This window comes from Kitasatospora sp. NPDC057542 (genome assembly GCF_042801945.1).
In the GTDB taxonomy this organism is placed as follows: domain Bacteria; phylum Actinomycetota; class Actinomycetes; order Streptomycetales; family Streptomycetaceae; genus Kitasatospora.
Window position 1 is genome coordinate 1 of sequence record NZ_JBHVFE010000151.1, and the last position, 18,505, is coordinate 18,505.

18 protein-coding genes and 2 pseudogenes are annotated in these 18,505 nt (G+C 71.7%); 9 read left to right on the forward strand and 11 right to left on the reverse strand.

Translation table 11 applies throughout. The features are described from left to right. Nucleotides 1-463 precede the first annotated feature (463 nt). The 3 genes from ACFU7Y_RS20185 to ACFU7Y_RS20195 all read left to right on the forward strand — a co-directional run bounded on the left by ACFU7Y_RS20185 (nt 464) and on the right by ACFU7Y_RS20195 (nt 2,412). Nucleotides 464-619, forward strand: a complete 156-nt coding sequence (locus ACFU7Y_RS20185; RefSeq protein WP_380769095.1) for a hypothetical protein — start codon at nt 464-466, stop codon at nt 617-619. A gap of 1,023 nt (nt 620-1,642) precedes the next feature. Beyond that, on the forward strand, nt 1,643-1,990 hold the full coding sequence (locus tag ACFU7Y_RS20190; RefSeq protein ID WP_380769097.1) for a hypothetical protein: 348 nt from the start codon (nt 1,643-1,645) through the stop codon (nt 1,988-1,990). Further along, nucleotides 1,987-2,412, forward strand: coding sequence for a hypothetical protein (locus ACFU7Y_RS20195; RefSeq protein ID WP_380769099.1), 426 nt, complete (start codon nt 1,987-1,989; stop codon nt 2,410-2,412). Before ACFU7Y_RS20190 ends, ACFU7Y_RS20195 begins: the two co-directional genes overlap by 4 nt. A gap of 528 nt (nt 2,413-2,940) precedes the next feature. On the opposite strand, the gene ACFU7Y_RS20200 is transcribed toward ACFU7Y_RS20195, so the two are convergent. Both ACFU7Y_RS20200 and ACFU7Y_RS20205 read right to left on the reverse strand, forming a co-directional pair. Further along, the gene (locus ACFU7Y_RS20200; protein ID WP_380769101.1) at nt 2,941-3,438 is read right to left on the reverse strand and encodes a hypothetical protein; all 498 of its coding nucleotides are present in this window, start codon (nt 3,436-3,438) and stop codon (nt 2,941-2,943) included. A gap of 55 nt (nt 3,439-3,493) precedes the next feature. Next, nucleotides 3,494-4,021 (reverse strand): hypothetical protein, encoded by a 528-nt coding sequence (locus tag ACFU7Y_RS20205; RefSeq protein ID WP_380769102.1) that lies wholly within the window; start codon nt 4,019-4,021, stop codon nt 3,494-3,496. A 255-nt stretch (nt 4,022-4,276) separates the two neighbouring features. Here ACFU7Y_RS20205 and ACFU7Y_RS20210 point away from each other — a divergent pair, with 255 nt between their 5' ends. Further along, nucleotides 4,277-4,702, forward strand: coding sequence for a hypothetical protein (locus ACFU7Y_RS20210; protein ID WP_380769104.1), 426 nt, complete (start codon nt 4,277-4,279; stop codon nt 4,700-4,702). A gap of 304 nt (nt 4,703-5,006) precedes the next feature. Further along, nucleotides 5,007-6,110 carry a hypothetical protein gene (locus tag ACFU7Y_RS20215; RefSeq protein WP_380769106.1) on the forward strand — a complete coding sequence of 368 codons (1,104 nt, stop codon included), beginning with the start codon at nt 5,007-5,009 and terminating at the stop codon, nt 6,108-6,110. Nucleotides 6,111-6,178: 68 nt separating this feature from the next. Here ACFU7Y_RS20215 and ACFU7Y_RS20220 read toward each other — a convergent pair. Next, nucleotides 6,179-6,430, reverse strand: a pseudogene (locus ACFU7Y_RS20220) (HNH endonuclease); the annotation flags it as partial. Nucleotides 6,431-6,624: 194 nt separating this feature from the next. Between ACFU7Y_RS20220 and ACFU7Y_RS20225 the strand changes: the two are divergent. Next, complete coding sequence (locus ACFU7Y_RS20225) at nt 6,625-7,728, forward strand: barstar family protein (RefSeq protein WP_380769107.1); 1,104 nt, start codon at nt 6,625-6,627, stop codon at nt 7,726-7,728. A gap of 81 nt (nt 7,729-7,809) precedes the next feature. On the opposite strand, the gene ACFU7Y_RS20230 is transcribed toward ACFU7Y_RS20225, so the two are convergent. Then, nucleotides 7,810-7,956, reverse strand: a complete 147-nt coding sequence (locus ACFU7Y_RS20230; RefSeq protein WP_380769109.1) for a hypothetical protein — start codon at nt 7,954-7,956, stop codon at nt 7,810-7,812. A gap of 169 nt (nt 7,957-8,125) precedes the next feature. Here ACFU7Y_RS20230 and ACFU7Y_RS20235 point away from each other — a divergent pair, with 169 nt between their 5' ends. After that, the gene (locus ACFU7Y_RS20235; RefSeq protein WP_380769111.1) at nt 8,126-8,395 is read left to right on the forward strand and encodes a DUF6225 family protein; all 270 of its coding nucleotides are present in this window, start codon (nt 8,126-8,128) and stop codon (nt 8,393-8,395) included. A gap of 214 nt (nt 8,396-8,609) precedes the next feature. Here ACFU7Y_RS20235 and ACFU7Y_RS20240 read toward each other — a convergent pair whose 3' ends face one another. Then, entirely contained in the window at nt 8,610-9,635 is a 1,026-nt protein-coding gene (locus ACFU7Y_RS20240) for a hypothetical protein (RefSeq protein WP_380769113.1), read from the reverse strand. Nucleotides 9,636-11,049: 1,414 nt separating this feature from the next. Here ACFU7Y_RS20240 and ACFU7Y_RS20245 point away from each other — a divergent pair. Further along, the gene (locus tag ACFU7Y_RS20245; RefSeq protein ID WP_380769114.1) at nt 11,050-12,036 is read left to right on the forward strand and encodes a hypothetical protein; all 987 of its coding nucleotides are present in this window, start codon (nt 11,050-11,052) and stop codon (nt 12,034-12,036) included. Then, a complete protein-coding gene (locus tag ACFU7Y_RS20250) occupies nt 12,036-12,995 on the forward strand; it encodes a restriction endonuclease (protein ID WP_380769116.1) in 960 nt (319 codons plus the stop codon). Before ACFU7Y_RS20245 ends, ACFU7Y_RS20250 begins: the two co-directional genes overlap by 1 nt. Before the next feature lie 45 nt (nt 12,996-13,040). On the opposite strand, the gene ACFU7Y_RS20255 is transcribed toward ACFU7Y_RS20250, so the two are convergent. From ACFU7Y_RS20255 to ACFU7Y_RS20280, 6 genes and pseudogenes are all read right to left on the reverse strand, one after another. Then, nucleotides 13,041-14,222: a hypothetical protein gene (locus ACFU7Y_RS20255; protein ID WP_380769118.1), complete on the reverse strand. Its 1,182-nt coding sequence runs from the start codon at nt 14,220-14,222 to the stop codon at nt 13,041-13,043. Nucleotides 14,223-14,277: 55 nt separating this feature from the next. Next, on the reverse strand, nt 14,278-15,288 hold the full coding sequence (locus tag ACFU7Y_RS20260) for an NAD(P)H-dependent glycerol-3-phosphate dehydrogenase (RefSeq protein WP_380769121.1): 1,011 nt from the start codon (nt 15,286-15,288) through the stop codon (nt 14,278-14,280). Next, nucleotides 15,285-15,575, reverse strand: a complete 291-nt coding sequence (locus ACFU7Y_RS20265) for a hypothetical protein (RefSeq protein WP_380769125.1) — start codon at nt 15,573-15,575, stop codon at nt 15,285-15,287. The genes ACFU7Y_RS20260 and ACFU7Y_RS20265 overlap by 4 nt, the downstream gene beginning before the upstream one ends. A gap of 46 nt (nt 15,576-15,621) precedes the next feature. Next, nucleotides 15,622-16,110, reverse strand: a pseudogene (locus ACFU7Y_RS20270) (class I SAM-dependent methyltransferase); the annotation flags it as partial. After that, entirely contained in the window at nt 16,107-17,012 is a 906-nt protein-coding gene (locus ACFU7Y_RS20275) for a YcaO-like family protein (RefSeq protein WP_380769123.1), read from the reverse strand. The gene ACFU7Y_RS20275 and the pseudogene ACFU7Y_RS20270, both read right to left, overlap by 4 nt. 227 nt (nt 17,013-17,239) lie before the next feature. After that, a partial coding sequence (locus ACFU7Y_RS20280; RefSeq protein WP_380769119.1) for a TfuA-like protein occupies nt 17,240-18,505 on the reverse strand: 1,266 nt, incomplete at its 5' end.

Below are 18,505 nucleotides of genomic sequence, written 5' to 3' on the forward strand. Positions count from 1 at the left end.
GTTCACCTTCGCGCCCGTTGTCCTGACGGGTTGGTCGGCATCCGCGGTTCTGCGGGCCCACAGAGAAGTGACGGGCCCGGTACAGGGCGTTATGGAGAGTGCGGGCGGCAGGAAGGCCCTCGCCGTCATGGTCGTTGGGCACCCGGCTGGACAGCCTCAAGGCCCGGCGGGTGTGCACAGGCCGGTAGCCCGGGCGGCAACCGGGTAGCACCGGCAATCCGGCAGAGCGAGCGGCCGCCGACGGACCCGGCGGCCGCGGAACAGGCCGCCGCCGACACAGGTCAGAAGGGGTGCCCGAAAGTGCCAAAACGTCCCCGGGTCTACCCACAGCTCCATAAACACGCACCCGCGGCACTGCGGAACACGGGCGAACCGATCGGTTCGCCCAGGGCCTGGCGGCGCTGGCGGCGCCTTTGTCGAGCGGGAGCGGCATCCCCGGGTGCCCCGCCCGCACAAGGAGCCGTTGGAGACCGTGGAGGCCGGCCCCGGCGGTGAAGAGCAGGTGGTGGTGTCGCACTTCGCACTGGGCACCTGGCTCAACAATCAGAAGGCTCGCCGGGCGAAGCTCAGCCCCGGCCAGCTCGCGCAGCTCGCCGAGCACGGTGTGGAGTGGGCGTAGCGGGCCGTCCTCGGTCCGGGTGGCCAGTTGCCTGGCGGTGGGCTTCTTGGGCCCTGAGAAAGCACTGGAAGGCCGTCACCTGCGGGTGGCGGCCTCCCCCGCGTTGTGGGGCAGAGGTGCTGGGCGCTCGCAGTGGTGCGGTCCCCGGATCCGATGGCGCGATGGCCGTAAGGGAATCGGGCAGGGGTCAAGGCCGAGATCGACAAGGCAAGGGAGATACGGCGAACACGACACCGGCCGATACGGCTTCGCGTCACCGCGTTGTTCGGCAAGGTGTCACCGTGATCAACCTGTCCGACCTCCCGTGAACAGCGACAATGCACCTCAATGGCAGTGACACACGAATCCGAACGTCCCAGTGACACCACAGCCGAACCTCACAGGCGCAGCGCGGTACCGCCGGCGGGACTGCGGAACGGACGCCACCGAGCAGACCCCGCCGCCACGCAGAACGAGGCCCAGGCGCAGCACCGTGCCGTCCGGTGGCGGCGGCCCCGCGCGGCCCCGCCGCCACCGAGCAGGACCCGGCCCGGGCGCAGCGGCGGCGAGCAGCACGGTGCCGGGGGCGGGCAAAGGGCGGCGGGCCCCAGGGGGCTTGTGACGGCCCGTTGGAGCCGTCCTGGGCCGAGCCCGGACACCCGAGGCGGGAGCGGCGTCCGGAGGGGCTGTGGAGGGTCGGGACGGCGGCGAGCAGGCCTCATCACCGCTCACCGGGCCGCCGTTCCGATGTCGATCGACGCTGCTCCGGTGGGTCCCTCCGGTGGCGGGGTGCGCGGTCTCTGCGTACCCCGCGACCGGACGCGTTACGGAACCCAGCGACTTGATATCTAAAGCGAATCCGCAGTTCAGGGCGCTATTTGACCGGCTGTCGGATTCGTGGCAACCTGGTCTCGGGCAGGACACCTGTGTCCTGATCCACGAAGGCCTCGCTGAGCAGCGGGGCTTTTTGCGTTCCAGCCCACAGCAACACACTCAAGGCCTCCGCCGACGCGGGGGCCTTTCGTCGTCTCCGGAGGGGAAACCTTGGACACTGCCTTCGACATCGCGGCCTTGGTGGTCGTGCTCGTTCTGGGCGCGATCGCCCTGCTGGCGGCCCTGATCGCGTACATCGTGCGGGTGTGCGTGGCCCGGACGCGGGCCCAGGACATGCCCGACATGGTGGGGCGGTTCACCGTGCTGATCGGCGCCGTGGAGAAGTTCACGCCCCGCTACCAGGGAGTACGCGAGCTCACGGACCCGCTGCGCGGGCTGCAGCTCGGCCAGCAGAACGGCTCCGCCGCGCCAGCACCCGTCCCGCAGACGGCCCCGGTCGTCCCCGGCCAGGTCGTCGAGCCGGCAGCCACCGCGGCGGCCGTCGGCGGTGCCCGGTGACGCGCCGTTCGGTCCCAAGCGACCCCACCGGCAGGAAGGCCACCACCAACGCGCTCACGATCAGCCCGTCCGCGCGGGCCCACCTTGAGATGATCCTCCTGCTGCTGGCCACCGGGGACCTCTCCGAGGCCGAGGTCCTGAGGCAGACCGGCATGTCCCCGATCGACCTGGACCGGCGGCGCGACTTGTACTTCGCCGACATCCTTCGGGAGGGGTACGAGCTCGAAGGCCTGGCCGACGGCCTGCCGCCCGAGGTGAAGGCCGCCGTACGGGAGTACGAGGAACGGCTGTTCGCCTACTGCCGACAGTGCGTGGGCAAGAACATCCCGCCGCCGACCCGGCGCGGCGGCCGGCCCCAGCGCTACTGCTCGAACGCCTGCCGGCAGAAGGCCTACCGCGAGCGGAACCGGGCGTCAGGCTGACCCCGGCCGGGGTGGTCGGCGACGTCGGCCGGGACGACGGCGGGCTCGTACTCCTGGCCGTCGCCGTGCCCGCCCGGCCTCGACGCGGCCGGACCCGGACCAGCCGGTGGCTGCGGTCGGCACCGCCGGGCGCACCCCTGAACCTGCCGGGCCCGCCGCAGGCGCCGACCCCGCCCGACCGTCCGACAGTTGCGAGAAGACGGGGTTGTCGGGGCTTCCTGGGGGCCCAAAAGTTGCGCTGAGCTGCGGCGACTTGCTCCGGGCGTTCTCGACTGTGCGCTCGCGGGACGACCGATGGGACGGCTCGGGAGGCGACCGGCGGGACGACTCAGAAGAGGGACCACGGGACGCAGGCTGCGGGGTCGGCCTGGTTGCCGAGGCGAGGGGCTGGGGCGGGTCTGGGAGGATGCTGGCGGCGCGCGCTGCTCTCCATTGCCCGCGGCGACGCGCCGTCCACGTCGAAGGCCCCCACGCCCGTTGCCGGGTGTGGGGGCCTGTTGTGTTCCGAGGCGAGGCCGTTGGCGGCTGCTACGGCGTGGGCCCGGTGGGCCACTGGGCGCCGGTGGCCGTCTGGTGGACGTGGTGCGTGTGGTCTGGCGGCAGGGTGCAGTACCGGGACGCGTTCCCGGGGAAGGGGGAGCCGCAGATCCGGATCGACGGCACCGACTCCTGGTCCTGGTCGCCGTGGTCGTCCGTCTGGTCGGTGGGCGGGGTGGTGGCGGCCATGCGGCGCAGCAGGTGGAGGAGGCGGTCGGCGGTGCCGGGTGGAGTGGGGGTGTCGGCGGGCCGACGGGACGACACAACGGCGGGACGGACACCGAGCAGGCCCCGGCGCCCGCCCCCCAGGGCCGGCCCCGGGCGCAGCACCCCGCCCTGGCACCAGGACGGCGGCGAGCACGGCCCCAGGACGGCGGACAGCAGGACGACGGGCTGGTCCACCGCATCGCAAGACCGGGTCGGGAACTGGACGGTGTCCCACCGGAGGCCGGTGGGACGGCCCAGCAGGCGGGACAGGACGAGCAGCAAAGGGCCGGCGTCGGCGGGCGGGTTCAGGGGGCTCGCCCAGTCGGCCGGTGATGGGTCAGTGCCGGACTCCGGCCGCCGTCCACGCGGCGGTGATCGCGCGGTAGGCGTCGACGACCGCCTCGCCCCGCTCCTCGCCCAGGACGACGGCGGTGGCCACCACCGTGACCGCCGGCAGGTCGAGCGTCAGCACCGACACCACCTTCTCCAGGTCGGCGGCGATCTGCTGCACCGTGCGGGCCGGCATGAACGGGTGACCGCACAGGATGTCCAGGGTCTCGCGCACCACGTCCGTTTCCGGATCCCCCGCCGCTGTGCGGCGCAGCACCAGCAGCACGTCCCACAGGGCCTCAAGCTTCCAGGCCGGCAGCGCGTACAGCACCACCTGGCCCGGGCCGCCGTCCCCGGGAACGACCCCGGCCAGGGCCTCGACGACCAGGCCCGCCGTCCGGTAGGTGCCTGCGGGCAGCAGGTAGCGGTTGTCGTCCCGGTAAGCACTCGCTGCGGTGGCTACAGCCAGGGATTCCAGCACCTCGTCGCCGAGGTAGGCGACATCCCGGATCCAGCCCGGCCGGCCGGGAAGCACACAGACACGGTCCGGGCCTGTACCTCGCACAGTTTTCACCACCCCAGCCTCCCAACACACCACGCCGGCCCGCAGGAAGTCACCCCAACCAACCCAATCCAGCGGCAGGACTGCCGGGACAGGCGCAACAAGCCCGAACGACAGGGCAGGACCACTCCCTCGACGGCGCCGACGCCGGGTTCATCGACGGCCTCGTCCTGGTGCTGCCGTCCACTGGGCCAGCCACCCCCGGCGATCCGGCTCGTTGGATAGGCCGTGACACGTCGCCCCCTGGGGCCCGGCCCCGCTCTGCGCGAGGCCTTGACGGCCCGCACCCCGCCCCAGCGTCGGCCGGCGTGGCTGCGGGAGGACCCCGACACCGCTGCCAATGCCGTCCGCCGCCGGGCCGACCTCCTCGCCGCCGCCCCGCTCGGGCTGGCGGCCCGCGTCGAGCAGATCGAGGAGGTCGACTGCGACGAACTGCGGGAGACCGCCGTCGTCGCCCGGGCGATGGGCGAGGACCCCGTCGCGGTCGTCGACCGGATGGCCCGGACGGCGCTGGCACGGCTGGAGGCCTGGGAGGCCGACCTCGCCCGGCTCGCCGCCGGCGGGGTCGGGGGCGGTCATGATCCCGCCGGGCAGGTGTCGAGCATCTGGCCGAGGGCTGTCTTCTCCGACTCGGTGACGGTCAGCTTGTGGTAGGTCTTGACGTTGGTCCAGGCCTCCGCGTAGCGGCACCAGGCCGTCTGGGACGGCGGCTTCCACTGGTCCGGCGTCTGGTCGCCTTTCGCCCTGTTGGAGGCGGCGGAGACAGCGAGGAGCTGGGGCCGGGTCAGGTCGTTGGCGAAGGCCTTGCGCTGGTCGTCTGTCCAGTTGTCCGCTCCGACTGGCGGGGAGCGTCATTCCGAACGTGCCATATTCCGGCAAGCAGCAACCGGGCAGGCGTCCGCCTGCTGCAGCGGGGCCGATCGCCTGTGCTGTCCGTCTCCGTGGCTAAGGTGACGGCATGGCACAGACGCTTCCGCACCTGATCACCGAGGCGGCGGTACTGTCCGCTGCCGGCGCCGGGCTCCGGCACTACACGCTCGGCCCGGCGCTCATCGCTGCAGGAACGGACGCCACTGTCGTCATCCTGATACCCGGAGACGACCCGAAGACCGGCGTGCAGAACTCCAGCAGGATCCTCCTGTGTGGGGAGAAGGTGCCGGACCTCCGCTCGCGGTTGGGCTCCTGCGATGCCCCGCCCACTCAGCTGTTCGCACGACTTGAGCAGGGATACCTCCCTCTTGGCACCGCACTCCGCCGGGGAACGTCTTGGGGATGCGACGGCTTCGACCATATTGAGTTGGAGTTCGACCAGCCGCTGAGCCGAGCTGCGCTGGACGCGGTCAGACCGGTCCGGGCCATCGGTCCGGTACCGGGAGTGGGCTGGGTCGGCCATGTGGAGTCGGACCCGATCCGGGCTCTGGAGTCGTTCGCCCTCGGCTGGTTCCCTGCCGATCAGGTGGAAGCGTCGGGGAACGACGGGGCGGGAGCGCAGGGCGACCTGCCGGAGGCGCTGGCCGCGTTCCACCGTCTGGCGCGTCTGCGTCCCGCCCTCCGCGAGTTCCACGACCCGGTCCTGGAACAGCCGGAGCGTGCCGGCGGACCGCTCGGGGACAGACTGGTCTTCGCACGGTGGGCGCAGGGCTACCGGGACTGGTCCATCCCGTGGCCGCTGCGGGAGCAGGACGGATCCGATCCCGTCGTGTGGGAGACCGAAGACCCCCAGAGCGCCGCCTACCGGGAGACGACCGTCGAGCAGGAACCGCTCAGCCGCTTCCTCCTGAAGTTCACCCTCTTCGAGGCCATGATCGCCGCCCCGTACCACGCCCAGACCTACGGCCTGCCGGCCGCGAGCCTGGGCCCGCTGCTGAGCACGCTTCGACCAGTGCCACTGAGCCCGTTCCTGCCGGCCCACGACGCCGCGAGGTTCTTTGTCGCCCCGGGCCTGATCGCGGCGGTCAGCACCGACGGGACTACTGCGGGAATCAGCTTCGCCGCGCTCCACCGCGGAACCCTGACGGCACTTCTCGACTACGGCTTCCGCTGGTTCCGCTTCGACGGCTGAAACCGGAACCACGACCCGGGCAACCACCGGTCGGCCCGCCCGAAGACTCGACGGGCTGGCCGTCGCCGCTACGCGCAGGTGTCGAGCATCTCGACGAGCGCGGCCTTCTCGGCAATGGTAGTGCTGAGGCCGTAGATGTGCTTGATGTCGGTCCAGGCGCGAGAGTAGGTGCACCAGTACGACCGCAACGGCGGCCGCCAGGCGTCCGGCCCCTTGTCCGCCTTCGCCCGGTTCGAGGCGGCGACCACCGCGACCAGCTGGCTGTGGGTCAGGTCGTTAGCGAAGGCGCGGCGCTTGTCCGTGGTCCAGGTGTCTGCACCGACTGGCGGGGAGCGTTATTCCAAGCGCGCGATATTCGGAGGGCGTCGGCGTCAGCGAGCCGTAGGGTTGGCGCGCCAAGACAGCCTGGTAGCAGGGGAGAAGCGTGCGGTCCGAGGAACATGCGGGGTGGGAGCGGGACTTCCCGGTCCGGTATCTCCTGGTTCAGGGGGATATCGGCGATGAGGAGGAGGGCGTGCTGTGGGGGCGGTGCGCGGAGGTCGAGGGCCTGTTCGTGAACCCGCCTCCGCTGCCGCGAGAGGTCCTGACGCTGCGCGGCTGCCCGCGCGAGAGCCTGCTGGTCCAGGCCGTGGCGGACAGCGCCGAACCGGTGCGGCTGCTGGGGGACGGAATGCTCTCGATCGAGCCTGTGGATCCCTCGAACGACGGGCCGGCCCGCTTCTGGGACCTGGAGGACACGGCTGTCCTGGCCCAGTGGCCCACGCCGGGCGATCCCGGGCGCGTGGACATCGTCGTGGGCACCGGCGTCAGGGAGGACGACTACTGGGGCGGCAAGCGGCTGCCTTCGAGTCCGCGGTTCGACCTGTGGTTCCCCTCGATCCGGGGGGACAGCCCATCGGGCGGTTGCCGTTCCATTGACGGCCTGTTCACCCCGCGCCCGCAGCGACCCACCCAGCCCGTGCACCTGATCGGCTGCGAACCCGCCGCACCGCTTCTGGCCCTGCTGCGCCGTCCCCTTCCACAGAAGGGTGATTCGATCACGCTCTGGCCCCTCGACCACCACGGCCGCACGATGACCGGGTACCGCCTCGACCTGGACACCGTCGAGGCACGCCCCTCCGTCCTCGGCGGAGCCCTGATCGACGTCACCATCACCGACCCCGGTGACGACCGCCCCACCCTGGCCGCCCGCGCAGTCTGGGAGATCTGGTCCGACGGTGTTCCCACGCGGCCCAACCAGTGGGCACAGTTCGACGCCGAGGGCCGGTCCGAGTGGCTGGCCCTCACCCGCGTCGGCCCGTACGTGCCGCAGGGCCTCTCCGGCGGGACGTACCACCTGGACGGACAGCACGCCACCGACAGGACCGGCCTGCTCCTGGCACTCGGCGAAGCCCTGCTCGGCCCCGGCGCCAACTACGGCAGAGACCTGGACGACGTGGAGGACTGCCTGTGCGGCGGGCCCTCCGTCGTCCCCCCGTTCACCCTCGTCTGGCACCACGCCGACATCGCCCGCCACGCCCTCGCCGGACACATCCTGCACCACTGCGGCGGCCTGTCCTACTTCGAGGAGACCGTGAACCTCCTCCGCGAGTACGGCGTCACCGTCGTACTCCAGTGAGGGAAACAACGGGTAATCTCGCCCCCCCTTGAAGACGGCGCCTGACCAAGAGAAGGAACCAAGTGGGCAACGGCCAGGCCATCAGGGCCCGGTCGTCTCGCCTCCTGATACCCGGCCGGCGCTACGGGCTTCGAGGTACGCGGTCCAGTCGGTGGCGGCGCGGCGGCGCCATTTGACGAGGGTGCCGATGTGGAGGCCGAGCATGGGGGCGAGGACGGCTGGGGGCATGTCCTGGGCGAGTTGGACGAGGGCGGTGGCCCGGGCTGGGCGGTTTCGCGCTCCCTCGCCCCTGGCCGTCCGGGCGGGAGCAGGGTGGTGCTGACATCGCGGCCGACACGACAGTGATAGCGGCGGCGCATTCGCCCTGAGCGGAGAGCCCCGAGGGGATACTCCCGGTATGGCCGACACTGACACCTACACTCATTCGCCCGAGGTCTGGACAGCTGGACGCCTCCGCGAAGCGATCAAGGACCTCCCCGACGACGCACCCATCCACATCGGTGTTGCATCCGACCCGGGCGACTTCGACGGATACCAAGACCACGTCCTGGTCGACTGCGAACCCATCGAGCTGTGCTGGCCGGCGACGACCGCGCCGGAGCGGACCGAGGTCGAGTACACCCTGTTCGCGGACTGGCCAGCAGGAACCTACGACGTGCTGGACTGACAGCTCCACCGCGGCCTGGTCGGCCCTCGGGACTGGTGGCCCTGGGAGGGCAGTCTCAAGGGCCACGCCATCACGCCCGGGGTCGACGTCACCGAGGCACTTGCCAGGGCGGCATCGGGGTGCTCCCGGTGAAAGGCCCCGTTCATGCCGCAGATGTTGGAGGCCGAGCGGTATCCCAAAGCCCACGGCCAAGGCTGGCTGACCGCTGCGTGCCTCAGCTTGACGGCCCTCCGCCCCAGGGATCGTCGAGCACCGCTGCGGGGACGTTCGCCGCGAGCATTTCGTCGATGCAACTGCGCAGCGCGAAACCGGTGGTGTCGGCCCAGGTGAGCCATGGCACCGGCTGGAGCAGGCCGTCGTACTGACGAACGCCGGGGGAGGTAAGGAAGGTTCGGAGCTCGTCGGGGGCGGGGTCGGTGACCAAGCACAGCCAGGCCAGGCCGGCGCCGACGCGGACCTCGGGCGGTTGCCCTGGGTCCGACCAGACGTCCCGGGCCCACCGGGGAGCGTGGGAGTCCTGGTGTTCGCGGGCGAGTTGGGCGATCGCCAGGATCAGGCTCACCCGGACCACTGCATCGTCTTCCTTCGCCAGCCTGAGCCGCAGGGCCGAGGAGACGTTTGAGAATTCGCCGGTCGCCGCTGCCAGGACGTAGGCGGTCAGGGAGCGGACCTCGGGGTCGGGGTCGGAGAGAAGCGGGAGCAGGAGGGGCAGGTCGTCCGTGACGGCCTGACGGGCGGCCTGGATCGTCCAGTCCACCGGGCACATCGTGCTGCCCTCGATCATCAGCGGCTCCTCGGCGACCTGGAGCAGACCTTCGCGCGATCCGTCCCCCATGTGCTGGCACCGGCCGATCTCGGCGACCAGGCGAAGGGTTTGTGCGCGCAGCCCGGGATGCCCGGTCGTCACGATCCGGAGGAGGAACGGCACCGCCAGCGCTCCCACTGCGATCGTGCCGCCCTGGTGGTGAAGATTCAGCCAGAGCCGCCGCAAAGCCCTGTCAGCGGCTTCTGCGTCCCCGGACGCGAGCGTGGCGAGCAGGCCGGGGATCTCCTCGCCCGGGCCGTAGAAGTGCCGGAACCGGTGCCAGGGGACCTCGTCGTACCTGAATCCGTCCTTGACCTCCGGAGGGATCGCGCCCACGGCCGTCCGCACGTCGCAATCCGTGCCAGCCCACCGTTCCGGCCAGCCGACCCAGCGGTCGTCGTCCATGTGCTTGGCCTTCCAGTCCACCGGCAGCATCCGAACGCCGGGAGTCTAACGACCGGTGATCAAGAGGCGGACTGCTTCTGCCGTACTCCGGTGGCACCGCATCGCGGCGACGTCATTTCTCGTGAGTATCTGCAGCACTCAAGATTGCCAACTGCTGCCGAAACCGCTGATCAAACGCCGCTACTTCACATGAACGAAGCCAGCCCCTAGAAATCACCGTTGCGGCTGGGGCCTTCCCGGCCCAGATCCGGTGGAAGACCCACAGAGCAACCTCGTGCAGCCGCGGGGCATTGCGATGGTGACGACGACCTGCCCGAGGAACTGCCCTCACCCGCGCCACGCTGCTCCACGCCCACATGACTCCGATGCTCCACCCGAAGGGGACCTGCGTGAGCTGCCGGAGCGCGTGGTCGGCCTTCCTCGGGGCGGCCTTCGCGGCTGCTACCTGCCTCCGAGGCCAAGGCCCACCACGCGACGCCGGAGTTCGGGCGGTTCCGCCACCACGTGCGCGCCGGACGGATCCGCTACGACATGGCCCCTGCGGACGTGGCCGCCGCGACTGTACTGGCCGACGAACCGCTGGCCAGGACGGTCGTGAAGCACGATCCGCCCGGCCGCCGCTGACCCCTGACCGGGTACACGGGCGGCTCCTTCGGCCGCGCCCGCCCAGCCCACGCGGGACTGACCGGTCGGCGGCGTTCCCGGCCCGGGCCCGCACGTCGGTGAAGCAGCCGTAGGGCAGCAGCTCGGCCTGGTAGCCCAGCGCGAGGTTGGGGACTTCCCGCGCTGCTCTCTGCGCAGCGTCCGCGAGAGCGGTGCCACCGGCGCCACCGCGTACGCCACCCTCGTGGCCCGCCGGCGCCCGCACAACGGTGGCCCTCCCCTGAACGTGTGGCTGCGTACCGACCAGCCGGCGCTCCTGAGGCCGGTGCGGCCCGGCACCTCCGTGCTCGCGGTCGGGACCTGGTCGCTGTGGCACGAGGCCAACGAGGTGCGACTGTGGCTGACAGCCCACTGGCAGCTCGCCTACTGGGACACCTCCGCTCGTACCGGTGCCCCGCTGGCCATCTCCTGTCCGGTGCCGCTGCCGCCCGCGGTGGCGGCCGCACGGCCTGCGGTCGGCCGGGCGCCGCGGAGCGGAAGCCGTCCGGAGACCGGCGCCCCGACGAGGGCCGCCGTCCCCGTGGATGCGCCTGCCGCAGAACCGATGCGGACGCCGGCGCCCGCACCGGCCCCGGAGGACGTCGACTACCTGCTGGCGCCGCCCCAGCCGGGCGCGGCTCACACGCCGGCGGGGCACGCGCCGGACGGCTCTGTGCGGAGGGACGGACCCGGGAGCCGGATGGCCATTCCGCCACGCCCCTCAGCCGAGCCCACCGCCCATCTAAATTATGACCCACAGTCACATTGACGCGATGTCGGTCACCCTTTGTATTGTCCGGGAGTGAAATTCGAACCCCTGGCCGATATTGCCTGCCCGGACTACGGGGACGGCGACCTCAACCGCGCCGTTTCCGACCTCGTCGCCACCTACATCGCCGACGACGCCTACGCGGCCCTCTACTGGGTGACCGAGGGACGTCTGGCGCTGGTCATCCGTATGGAGCTGAGGAACCACCTGCACCAGCTGCGCGAGGCCAACGAAGCAGCCGCCGACCGCAGGGCGTCGGTTCCGGACCCCGGCCCGGAGTCGGAAACGGAGCTGAACCAGCGTGCCGCCGAGACCGCGGCCACTCTCCAGGCCTTCCTCGCGCGGGAGATCGAGGAGATCGAGGAGACCGTCACCGAGGCCACCGCCATCTGGCAGGTCCTCAGCCAAGAGCAGCCCGGCCCTGTCCCCCCGCGCTACCGACCCGACCGGGAGGAGGGAGCGGACCCTCGTCTGATGGAAGTGATGTACGACTTCTGGCGGCAGCTACTCACGGCGCGCGAGCGCCTTGAGGAGGCGGTCGAAGCCGATCGCGTGGCGCAGCGGGAGCTGGCCGAGGACAAGGTCGTGCTGAAGAGGATCCGGCGGTTCGGACTCCTGCACACCGCCCGGCACGACAGGGACGAGGTCCTGGAGCTGTTCCGCGGTCTTCTTGCCCGGGACGGAGCGCCTCATCACGAGGCTGGGCAAGGGTTCCTCGTGGAGACCGCGAGTGGCCGCACGGTCCTTCTCCACGTGCTGCTGCAGCCCTTCTGCGCGCTGCCGGGTGAGCCGGTTGTCGTCGACGCGGCCCGGGTCCACCGGGTCGCTGCCGACCTGCGCAGGTCCCGGACGACCGACACCGTGGTCCTGCTGACCAACACCCGGTTCAGCGCGCCGGCGCGCCGCTTCGCCACGGCGCGAGGCATGAAGCTGCTGGACCACAGGGCGCTGGGGGCTTGGGCGCTGCGGAGGGTGCCGTTCCTCGACCTCGTGCAGGACACCGGGATGGAGGCCGCCTGATGCGCATCGAACGGACGCCCACGGTTGTTCCGCCGAAGTACAGAGATCGCGAGCTCCGCTACTGCCTCGGCGAGTTCCTCGCAGGTGCCACCGTCCAGGGCATGAAGGACGCCGTCCTCTACGAGGCCGAGAGGACGATCGCCCTGGAGGTGCAGACCGAGGTCCGGACGGCCCTGCGGGATGCACGGCTCGTCCACCGGCACGGCGAACGCCGCCGTGGAACCGGCATGAGTGACGACTGGGACTGGACGCCCGCCTCACCCGCCTACGCGAGATCCGCCGGCCCGCTCCTCAAGGAGCTGGAGACCGTCATCGACCAGATGGAGGACGCCCTCGCCCGGATCGAGAAGGCCCGCACGTCGCTGGAGAGGCGATACGGGTACGACGCCGGCGAGGCGGGCGGAGGACCGTTGCGGGAGCTGAGCCTGCCGTGGAAGCAGGCCCGCGCCGCCCGCGCACGCCTCGTTGAACTCGTCGCGGCGGACCGTGAGAACGCGCACGAGGTCGCCCTCCGGGAAGCGCAGTACCGGGCCTTCCTGGCGAGCGAGCACAGCGTGACCCTCCCGGCGATCGCCGCGATGAGCCCCACCGGCTTCGAGCTCGCCGTCGCGGCCTTCCTGCGCCACGACGGCTTCACCGTGCTGCGCGAGCGCGGCGGATCCGGTGACCTCGGCGCAGACGTCATTGCCGTATCCCCGCAGGGACAGCGCTACGTGCTCCAGTGCAAGCACGGCAGTCGGCGCACGGCCAGGGTCGACTCGCCGGACATCCAGCGCCTCAACGGCACGGCAAGGCAGGTGCATCACGCCGACGTGGTCGTGGTCGTCACGAACGGCACCGTGACAGCTCCCGCACGTGCCTTCGCCCGCTCGCAGCGCATCCACTGCATCGACCGGGACGCCCTGGTCCGGTGGGCAACCTGGGGACAGCCGCTCCCGGAACTCCTCACCGCCTTCTGATGCGGCAGGCCCGCGGGGCCCTCGCGGCGTGGGCCCCGCCGCCGGTCAGGGCGCGAATGCGAGGTAGCTTGCGGTGACCAGTCCGGAGAAGGTGACGAGCTGGATCGGTTTGAGACAGGAGAAGGCCGCGTGCATGGCGATGCCGGCCGCTTCGGCGTAGGGCCTGGTCTGGGCGAGGAGCAGGCCGATGGGTAAAGCGAGTTCGACCGCGATGACCGTGACGGACAGCGCGCGCCAGGCCCGGATGTCGCGGGAGGTCAGGTTGCCGAGGTGCTTCTGGACGAGCCGGGGGATGGCGAACTGGCGCCGGTGGCGGAGGTCGTTCTTGACCTGGGCGTAGGTGTGGATGAACTGCGCGAGGTAGAGGCCGCTGCGGAACTGGCTGGAGCGGATTTTGTGCCAGGCCGAGTTGAGGTAGATGTCCGTGGTGACCAGGACGAGCAGGAACTGGGCCCAGGTGTTGGCGTGGCTGGGGGCATGCGTGAGGGTGAGGCCGTGACCGAGGTCTCCCGCGAGCAGGAGGCACGTGCCGGTGAGGATGATGTAGCGGACGGCGCTGGGGCTTCGCAGGTAGGCGAACTCCGTGGTGGCGCCGGCCAGCACGATCGGCAGGGTGAGGCGTGGTGCGAGGCCCAGGGCCAGCGCGGGCGCGGCCAGGGCCCGCAGGACGAGCATCGGCCGGTAGACGGCGAACAGGACGCGGGCCCGGGTGTCGCCGTGGCGTCTGCGGGCGAAGGCGGCCTGGACCTGGTCCGGGGCAAAGCGGTTCCACCCTCCGCTGGTGAAGGCGGCGGCGAAGCGGAAGGTCAGGACGGCCCCGAAGGCGATCCTGAACATCTGGAGGCGGGAGGGATCGGTGGGGTACTGAAATCCGGAGGTGACGGCGTCAAAGAGCCACACGGCTGTTGCGCACCTCGATCCGCTGCTCGCCTCGGGCGGAGAGGACGCGTCCGTGGCCGTCGATCCGGTCGTAGCGGCCGGTGTGTACGTAGTGGCTGATGATTGCCTGGAGTACGGGGGTGGCAGGAGAAGGCTTCCGGGTGACAGCTCCGTGTACGGGTTCACCGGCTCGGTGCGGCCGTTCTTGGTGCCGGTGAGGGTGACGATGCTGAAGGTGGCGTTGGCGAAGAGCTTCCAGCGGAACCAGCGGCCGGGGCGGTGGGTGAAGCCGACGCCCATCCAGAGCACCACGGCGACGGTCTGGAGTTCGGCGAGTGATGAGGGCATGACGGATCGACCTCCGGAGCGAGAGGGAGGTGGGTGGAACCCGCGGGTGCGGCGGTCAGGCGTTCGCGGGCTGCTGCATGAGCGCGGTGACTGCCTCGTCCAGGGTGAGCGCCCCGCGCAGCAGCGCGGCGACGGTCTCGGTGACGGGCATCTCGATGCCGTGGGCGCGGGCGAGGGCGACGATGGCGTCGGCGCTCTTGACGCCCTCGGTGGTCTGGCGCGTGGCGACGGCTGCCTCGTCGACGCTCAGCCCGGTGCCGAGGTGATGGCCGAAGGTCCGGTTGCGGGAGAGCGGGGACGAGCACGTGGCGACCAAGTCGCCGAGGCCGGCCAGCCCGGCCAGGGTAGCGGGGTCGGCACCAAGTGCGGTGGCCAGCCTCGACGTCTCGGCCAGGCCCCGGGTGGTGAGCAGCGCGAGGGCGTTGGCGCCCATGCCCATTCCGGAGGCGATGCCGACGGCCAGGGCCGTGACGTTCTTCAGGACGCCGCCGAGTTCGCAGCCGATGACGTCGGTACTGGTGTAGGAGCGGAAGTAGGGGGTGCGGCATGCGGCTTGGAAGCGGCGAGCCGCGTCGGCATCGGGGCAGGCAATCGTGGCGGCGGCCGGCTGCTCGGTGACGATCTCCCGCGCGAGGTTGGGACCGTACAGGACCGCAATCCGCTGCTGGGAGATACCGGTCGTCTCGGCGATGACCTCGCTGGCCCGCAGCCCGGTCTGTCGCTCGATGCCCTTCATCAGCGACACCACCAGCGTGGCCGGCTGGATGAAGGGGGCCCAGGTGGTGAGGTTGGCCCGCAGGGACTGTGCGGGGATGGACAGCACCAGGTAGTCGGCCCGGTCCAGCGCGGCCGCCGGGTCGGTGGTGGCCGTGACCGTGCCGGGCAGCTCGATGTCCGGGAAGTAGCCGGGATTGCGGCGGGTGGTGTTGATGGCGTCGGCGATCTCGGCGCGCCGGGCGTGCAGGGTGACGCCGGTGCCCGCGTCGGCGAGGATCTTCGCCGCGGCGGTGCCCCACGATCCGGCCGAGAGGACGGCCGCGCGGACGGCGGGGTATGCGGGGCTCATGTCCGGTTCCTCTCGGGGATCTCCAAGCCTTCCCGGATCGTAGCGGGAACGCGGGGCGGCCCGGGCGGATCCGGGGAGCGGTACAGCGTGAGCAGGACCGCGCGGCGGCCGGCCATCGTGGGGCGGCGGCGGTGGGCTTCGGCGAGCATGCCAGCGGCCTGCTCCCTGCCGAGCTCGCGTTCCAGCTGTGCTTCGTGATCGTTCCACAGGCCGTAGAGCCGGTCCCACATCGCCGACTCGCCCGGCCGCTCGTCGACGTGCTCCAGCACCAGCCCGGCGGCTGGCACGCGTCAGGGCCAGGCGGCCGCCGGGGGCCAGGACGCGGGCCAGCTCGCGCAGCGCGGCCGCGCGGTCGGCGGCGAAGCCGAGAGCGTCCACGCACAGCACGCCGTGCGCGTGTCCGTCTGGTAGGCCGGTCGCCTCCAGGGACGCGGCCCTGAAGGACACCCGGGACTGCGCCAGGCCGAAGTACGGGATACGGGCGGTGGCCCGGCATACGGCGACGGGGGACAGGTCGAGACCGACGAGGTCGGCGTCCACTGCTCGGGCCAGCCACAGGCCGATGCCGCCGGTGCCGCAGCCCGCCTCCACCAGGACCTGGTGGGGCCGAAGTCTCAGCCGCGTCACCAGCAGCCCCAGCAGGGACCAGTCGCACGAGCCGGAGGCCCCGACCTGTTCGGGGTAGTCCTCGCCGAGTGCCTGGGCGTAGAGGCGCGCGGTGATCGAGGAGCGGGAGCGGGCCGCGTGGAAGGCGTCGAACCGGTCGGCGAGCTGGGTCTCGTGAGCGGCGCGGCCGGGAAGGGTGCGCGGTGCGGGGGTCATCGGGGCATCGTCCTGGTCATCCGGGAGCCGGCGCCCGGGCACACGACGTGTACCGCGGGCACGAGGTCGTTCGGCGCGGAAAGAGGGATCGCGGCCGGCTCGTGCCCGGTGACCCGTTCGACGGCCGCCGCCGTGGCGTGCACCCGTTCGGCGAAGGACCCGGTGGCGGGCGCGAAGCCCTGAACGGCCCGCTCCCAGGGGATCAGTGCTCCGCGCGGGGACCGGGCGAGGGCCGCACCGGTCGATGCGATGTCGCCGGGCAGGTCGTCGCGGGTCCCGGCGATCAGGGTCAGGCGCGACTGGGCGGCCTCCGTCACCGCGCGCGTGAGGGCGATCCCCGGGCTGTGGTGGCGGCCTCCCCCGGCAAACACCGCCGGCAGGTCCTCCGACCACAGGTAGGCCAGGCACACCGGCAGCCCGTACGGGCCTTTCACCAGGGCCAGTTCCAGCTCCATCCCCGCCCGCAGGACGCGCTCGACCACCTCGCGTCCCGCCGGATCGTCCACGGTGCCCGGCTCGATCCAGACCCGCAGCCGGCCGCCGGCCTGGATGTCGCGGTGCAGCACGTCACGCTCGACCACCTCGTACAGGCCGTGCAACACCGCTTCCTCGCGGCTGTTCCCACAGGCCAGCCCCGTACTGGTCGCCCGCAGCAGGTCCGGGCTCCAGTCACTGCGCTGCGCTCGGCGGCGCACCAGGTCCATCGGCAGCAGCACGCCGGTGCCGCGCACCAGTCCCGTCGCCGGTGTCCAGTCCCACACCACCCGGGCGAGCGCCGCCTCGTCGACCGGGCTGTTGAGCGGCAGCGCCCCCACGGGGCAGTCGGGGGCGACGTCCACGGCCCGTCCGCGCACGGACACGGGCAGGGGCTGTTCGACGTGCCACAGCTCGATCGCCTCCATCACTGCGGACAGCCTGGCCAGGTCGTCGGTCAGCCCCTTTGCCCTGCGATGCGCTCAGAGTCAGCGAGGCGGGCCGGATCGCCGTCCAGGTCGGCAGACCGATCACGTCCAGATCCGTCAGCCGGGCCACGCGGGTGATCCCGTAGGACGGCAGAGCCCCTGACAGCGCTTGCCACGTCTCTTCCGGGGGCCAGACCCGGACCGTTCCGGGCAGCTCGACCGGTTGGTCATCGTGCATGGCACTCCTTACGCTCGTCGAGGTAGCCGGGCACCAGGGCCCTGGCCGCGTCCACCGCCCGCACCGCCGGCCCCAGCCCCCGGGCGGACGCCTCCTCGTCCAGCTGGCCGTCGTCCACATGCCAGGCCCGCGTCAGCAGGCTGCGGGCGAGGTCGGCCCGCACCGCCCCGACCGAGAACCCCGGCCGTGCGCGGGCGGTGTCTCGGGCCCTGGCATACCGGGCGACAGCGAGCCGGTCGGCCAGGGTCTCCCCGGCCAGCAGCCGGGCCACCACCCGCCCGTCACGCAGGTCCACCGGCGGGCGGAACACCCGGTGCGCGAGCAGGCCGCCGGTTTCGGCAAGCCGCTCGTCCAAGGGACGGCCGTCGCCGGCCGCGCGCCGGGAGTGCTCCTCCAGGAAGGCGTGCCAGCGGGTGGGGAAGCGGGGGTCGAAGACCTGCTGATAGACGACTCGGTCGAGCGTCAGCAAGTCGAGACCGCCGACCCGCTGTCGGGCGTGGGCGTTGGCCCACTGCCGGACGTAGGAGTTCTCCGGCACCACTGGTGCCGGGGGCACCGGGGCTCCGTCCAGGGCCCGGTGGACGGCGGCCAGGGCATCGGCCCGCTTCAGGTCCCCGAAGTGCCGGTCGGCGGCACGCTGGCCCGTGAGCCAGTCGAGGAAGTCCCCCGCGTGCGCCCGACGGCAGAACTCGCGGACCGCCGCCGGAGTCCGCTGGGGGTAGTACACCGCCCGGAAACGTTCCAGCAGGTCCTCGGCGAGGGCTTGGTTCACGACGCCCTCGCTCCGGGCCAGCTCCAGTATGTGCCGGAGGTCGACCAGCGGAACGGTCAGCGCCTGCCGCGGCCCGTCAGGGGCCTGCCCGACGGCGACCTCGTCGTCGCCGGTGATCTCACCGCGCATGTAGGCGCCGTAGACCGCCCCGACACCGACCATCCCGTACGGGGCCAGCTCGGCGGCGCGTAGGGCGCCGATGCTCGCCGCGCCGAACACCTCGATGCCGCGCCCCAGAACGGCCAGGATTTCCTTGTGGCGCAGGGCCGGGCTCTGGTGGAAGACCCCGTCGATCAGGACGATCCGGTCGCCGTCGGCGATCGAGGGAGTGAACAGGTCGCCGTGCCGGGCCGGACGGTGCACTCGGATGCGCGGGTGCCGCAGCACGGGCTCGCGCGGGCGCAGCGTCGGCCCGACGTACAGATGAATCATCAGATCCCCCAGGTAGGGCGGGGTGTCCTCCCGGCGGGCCCGTGCCCGCCG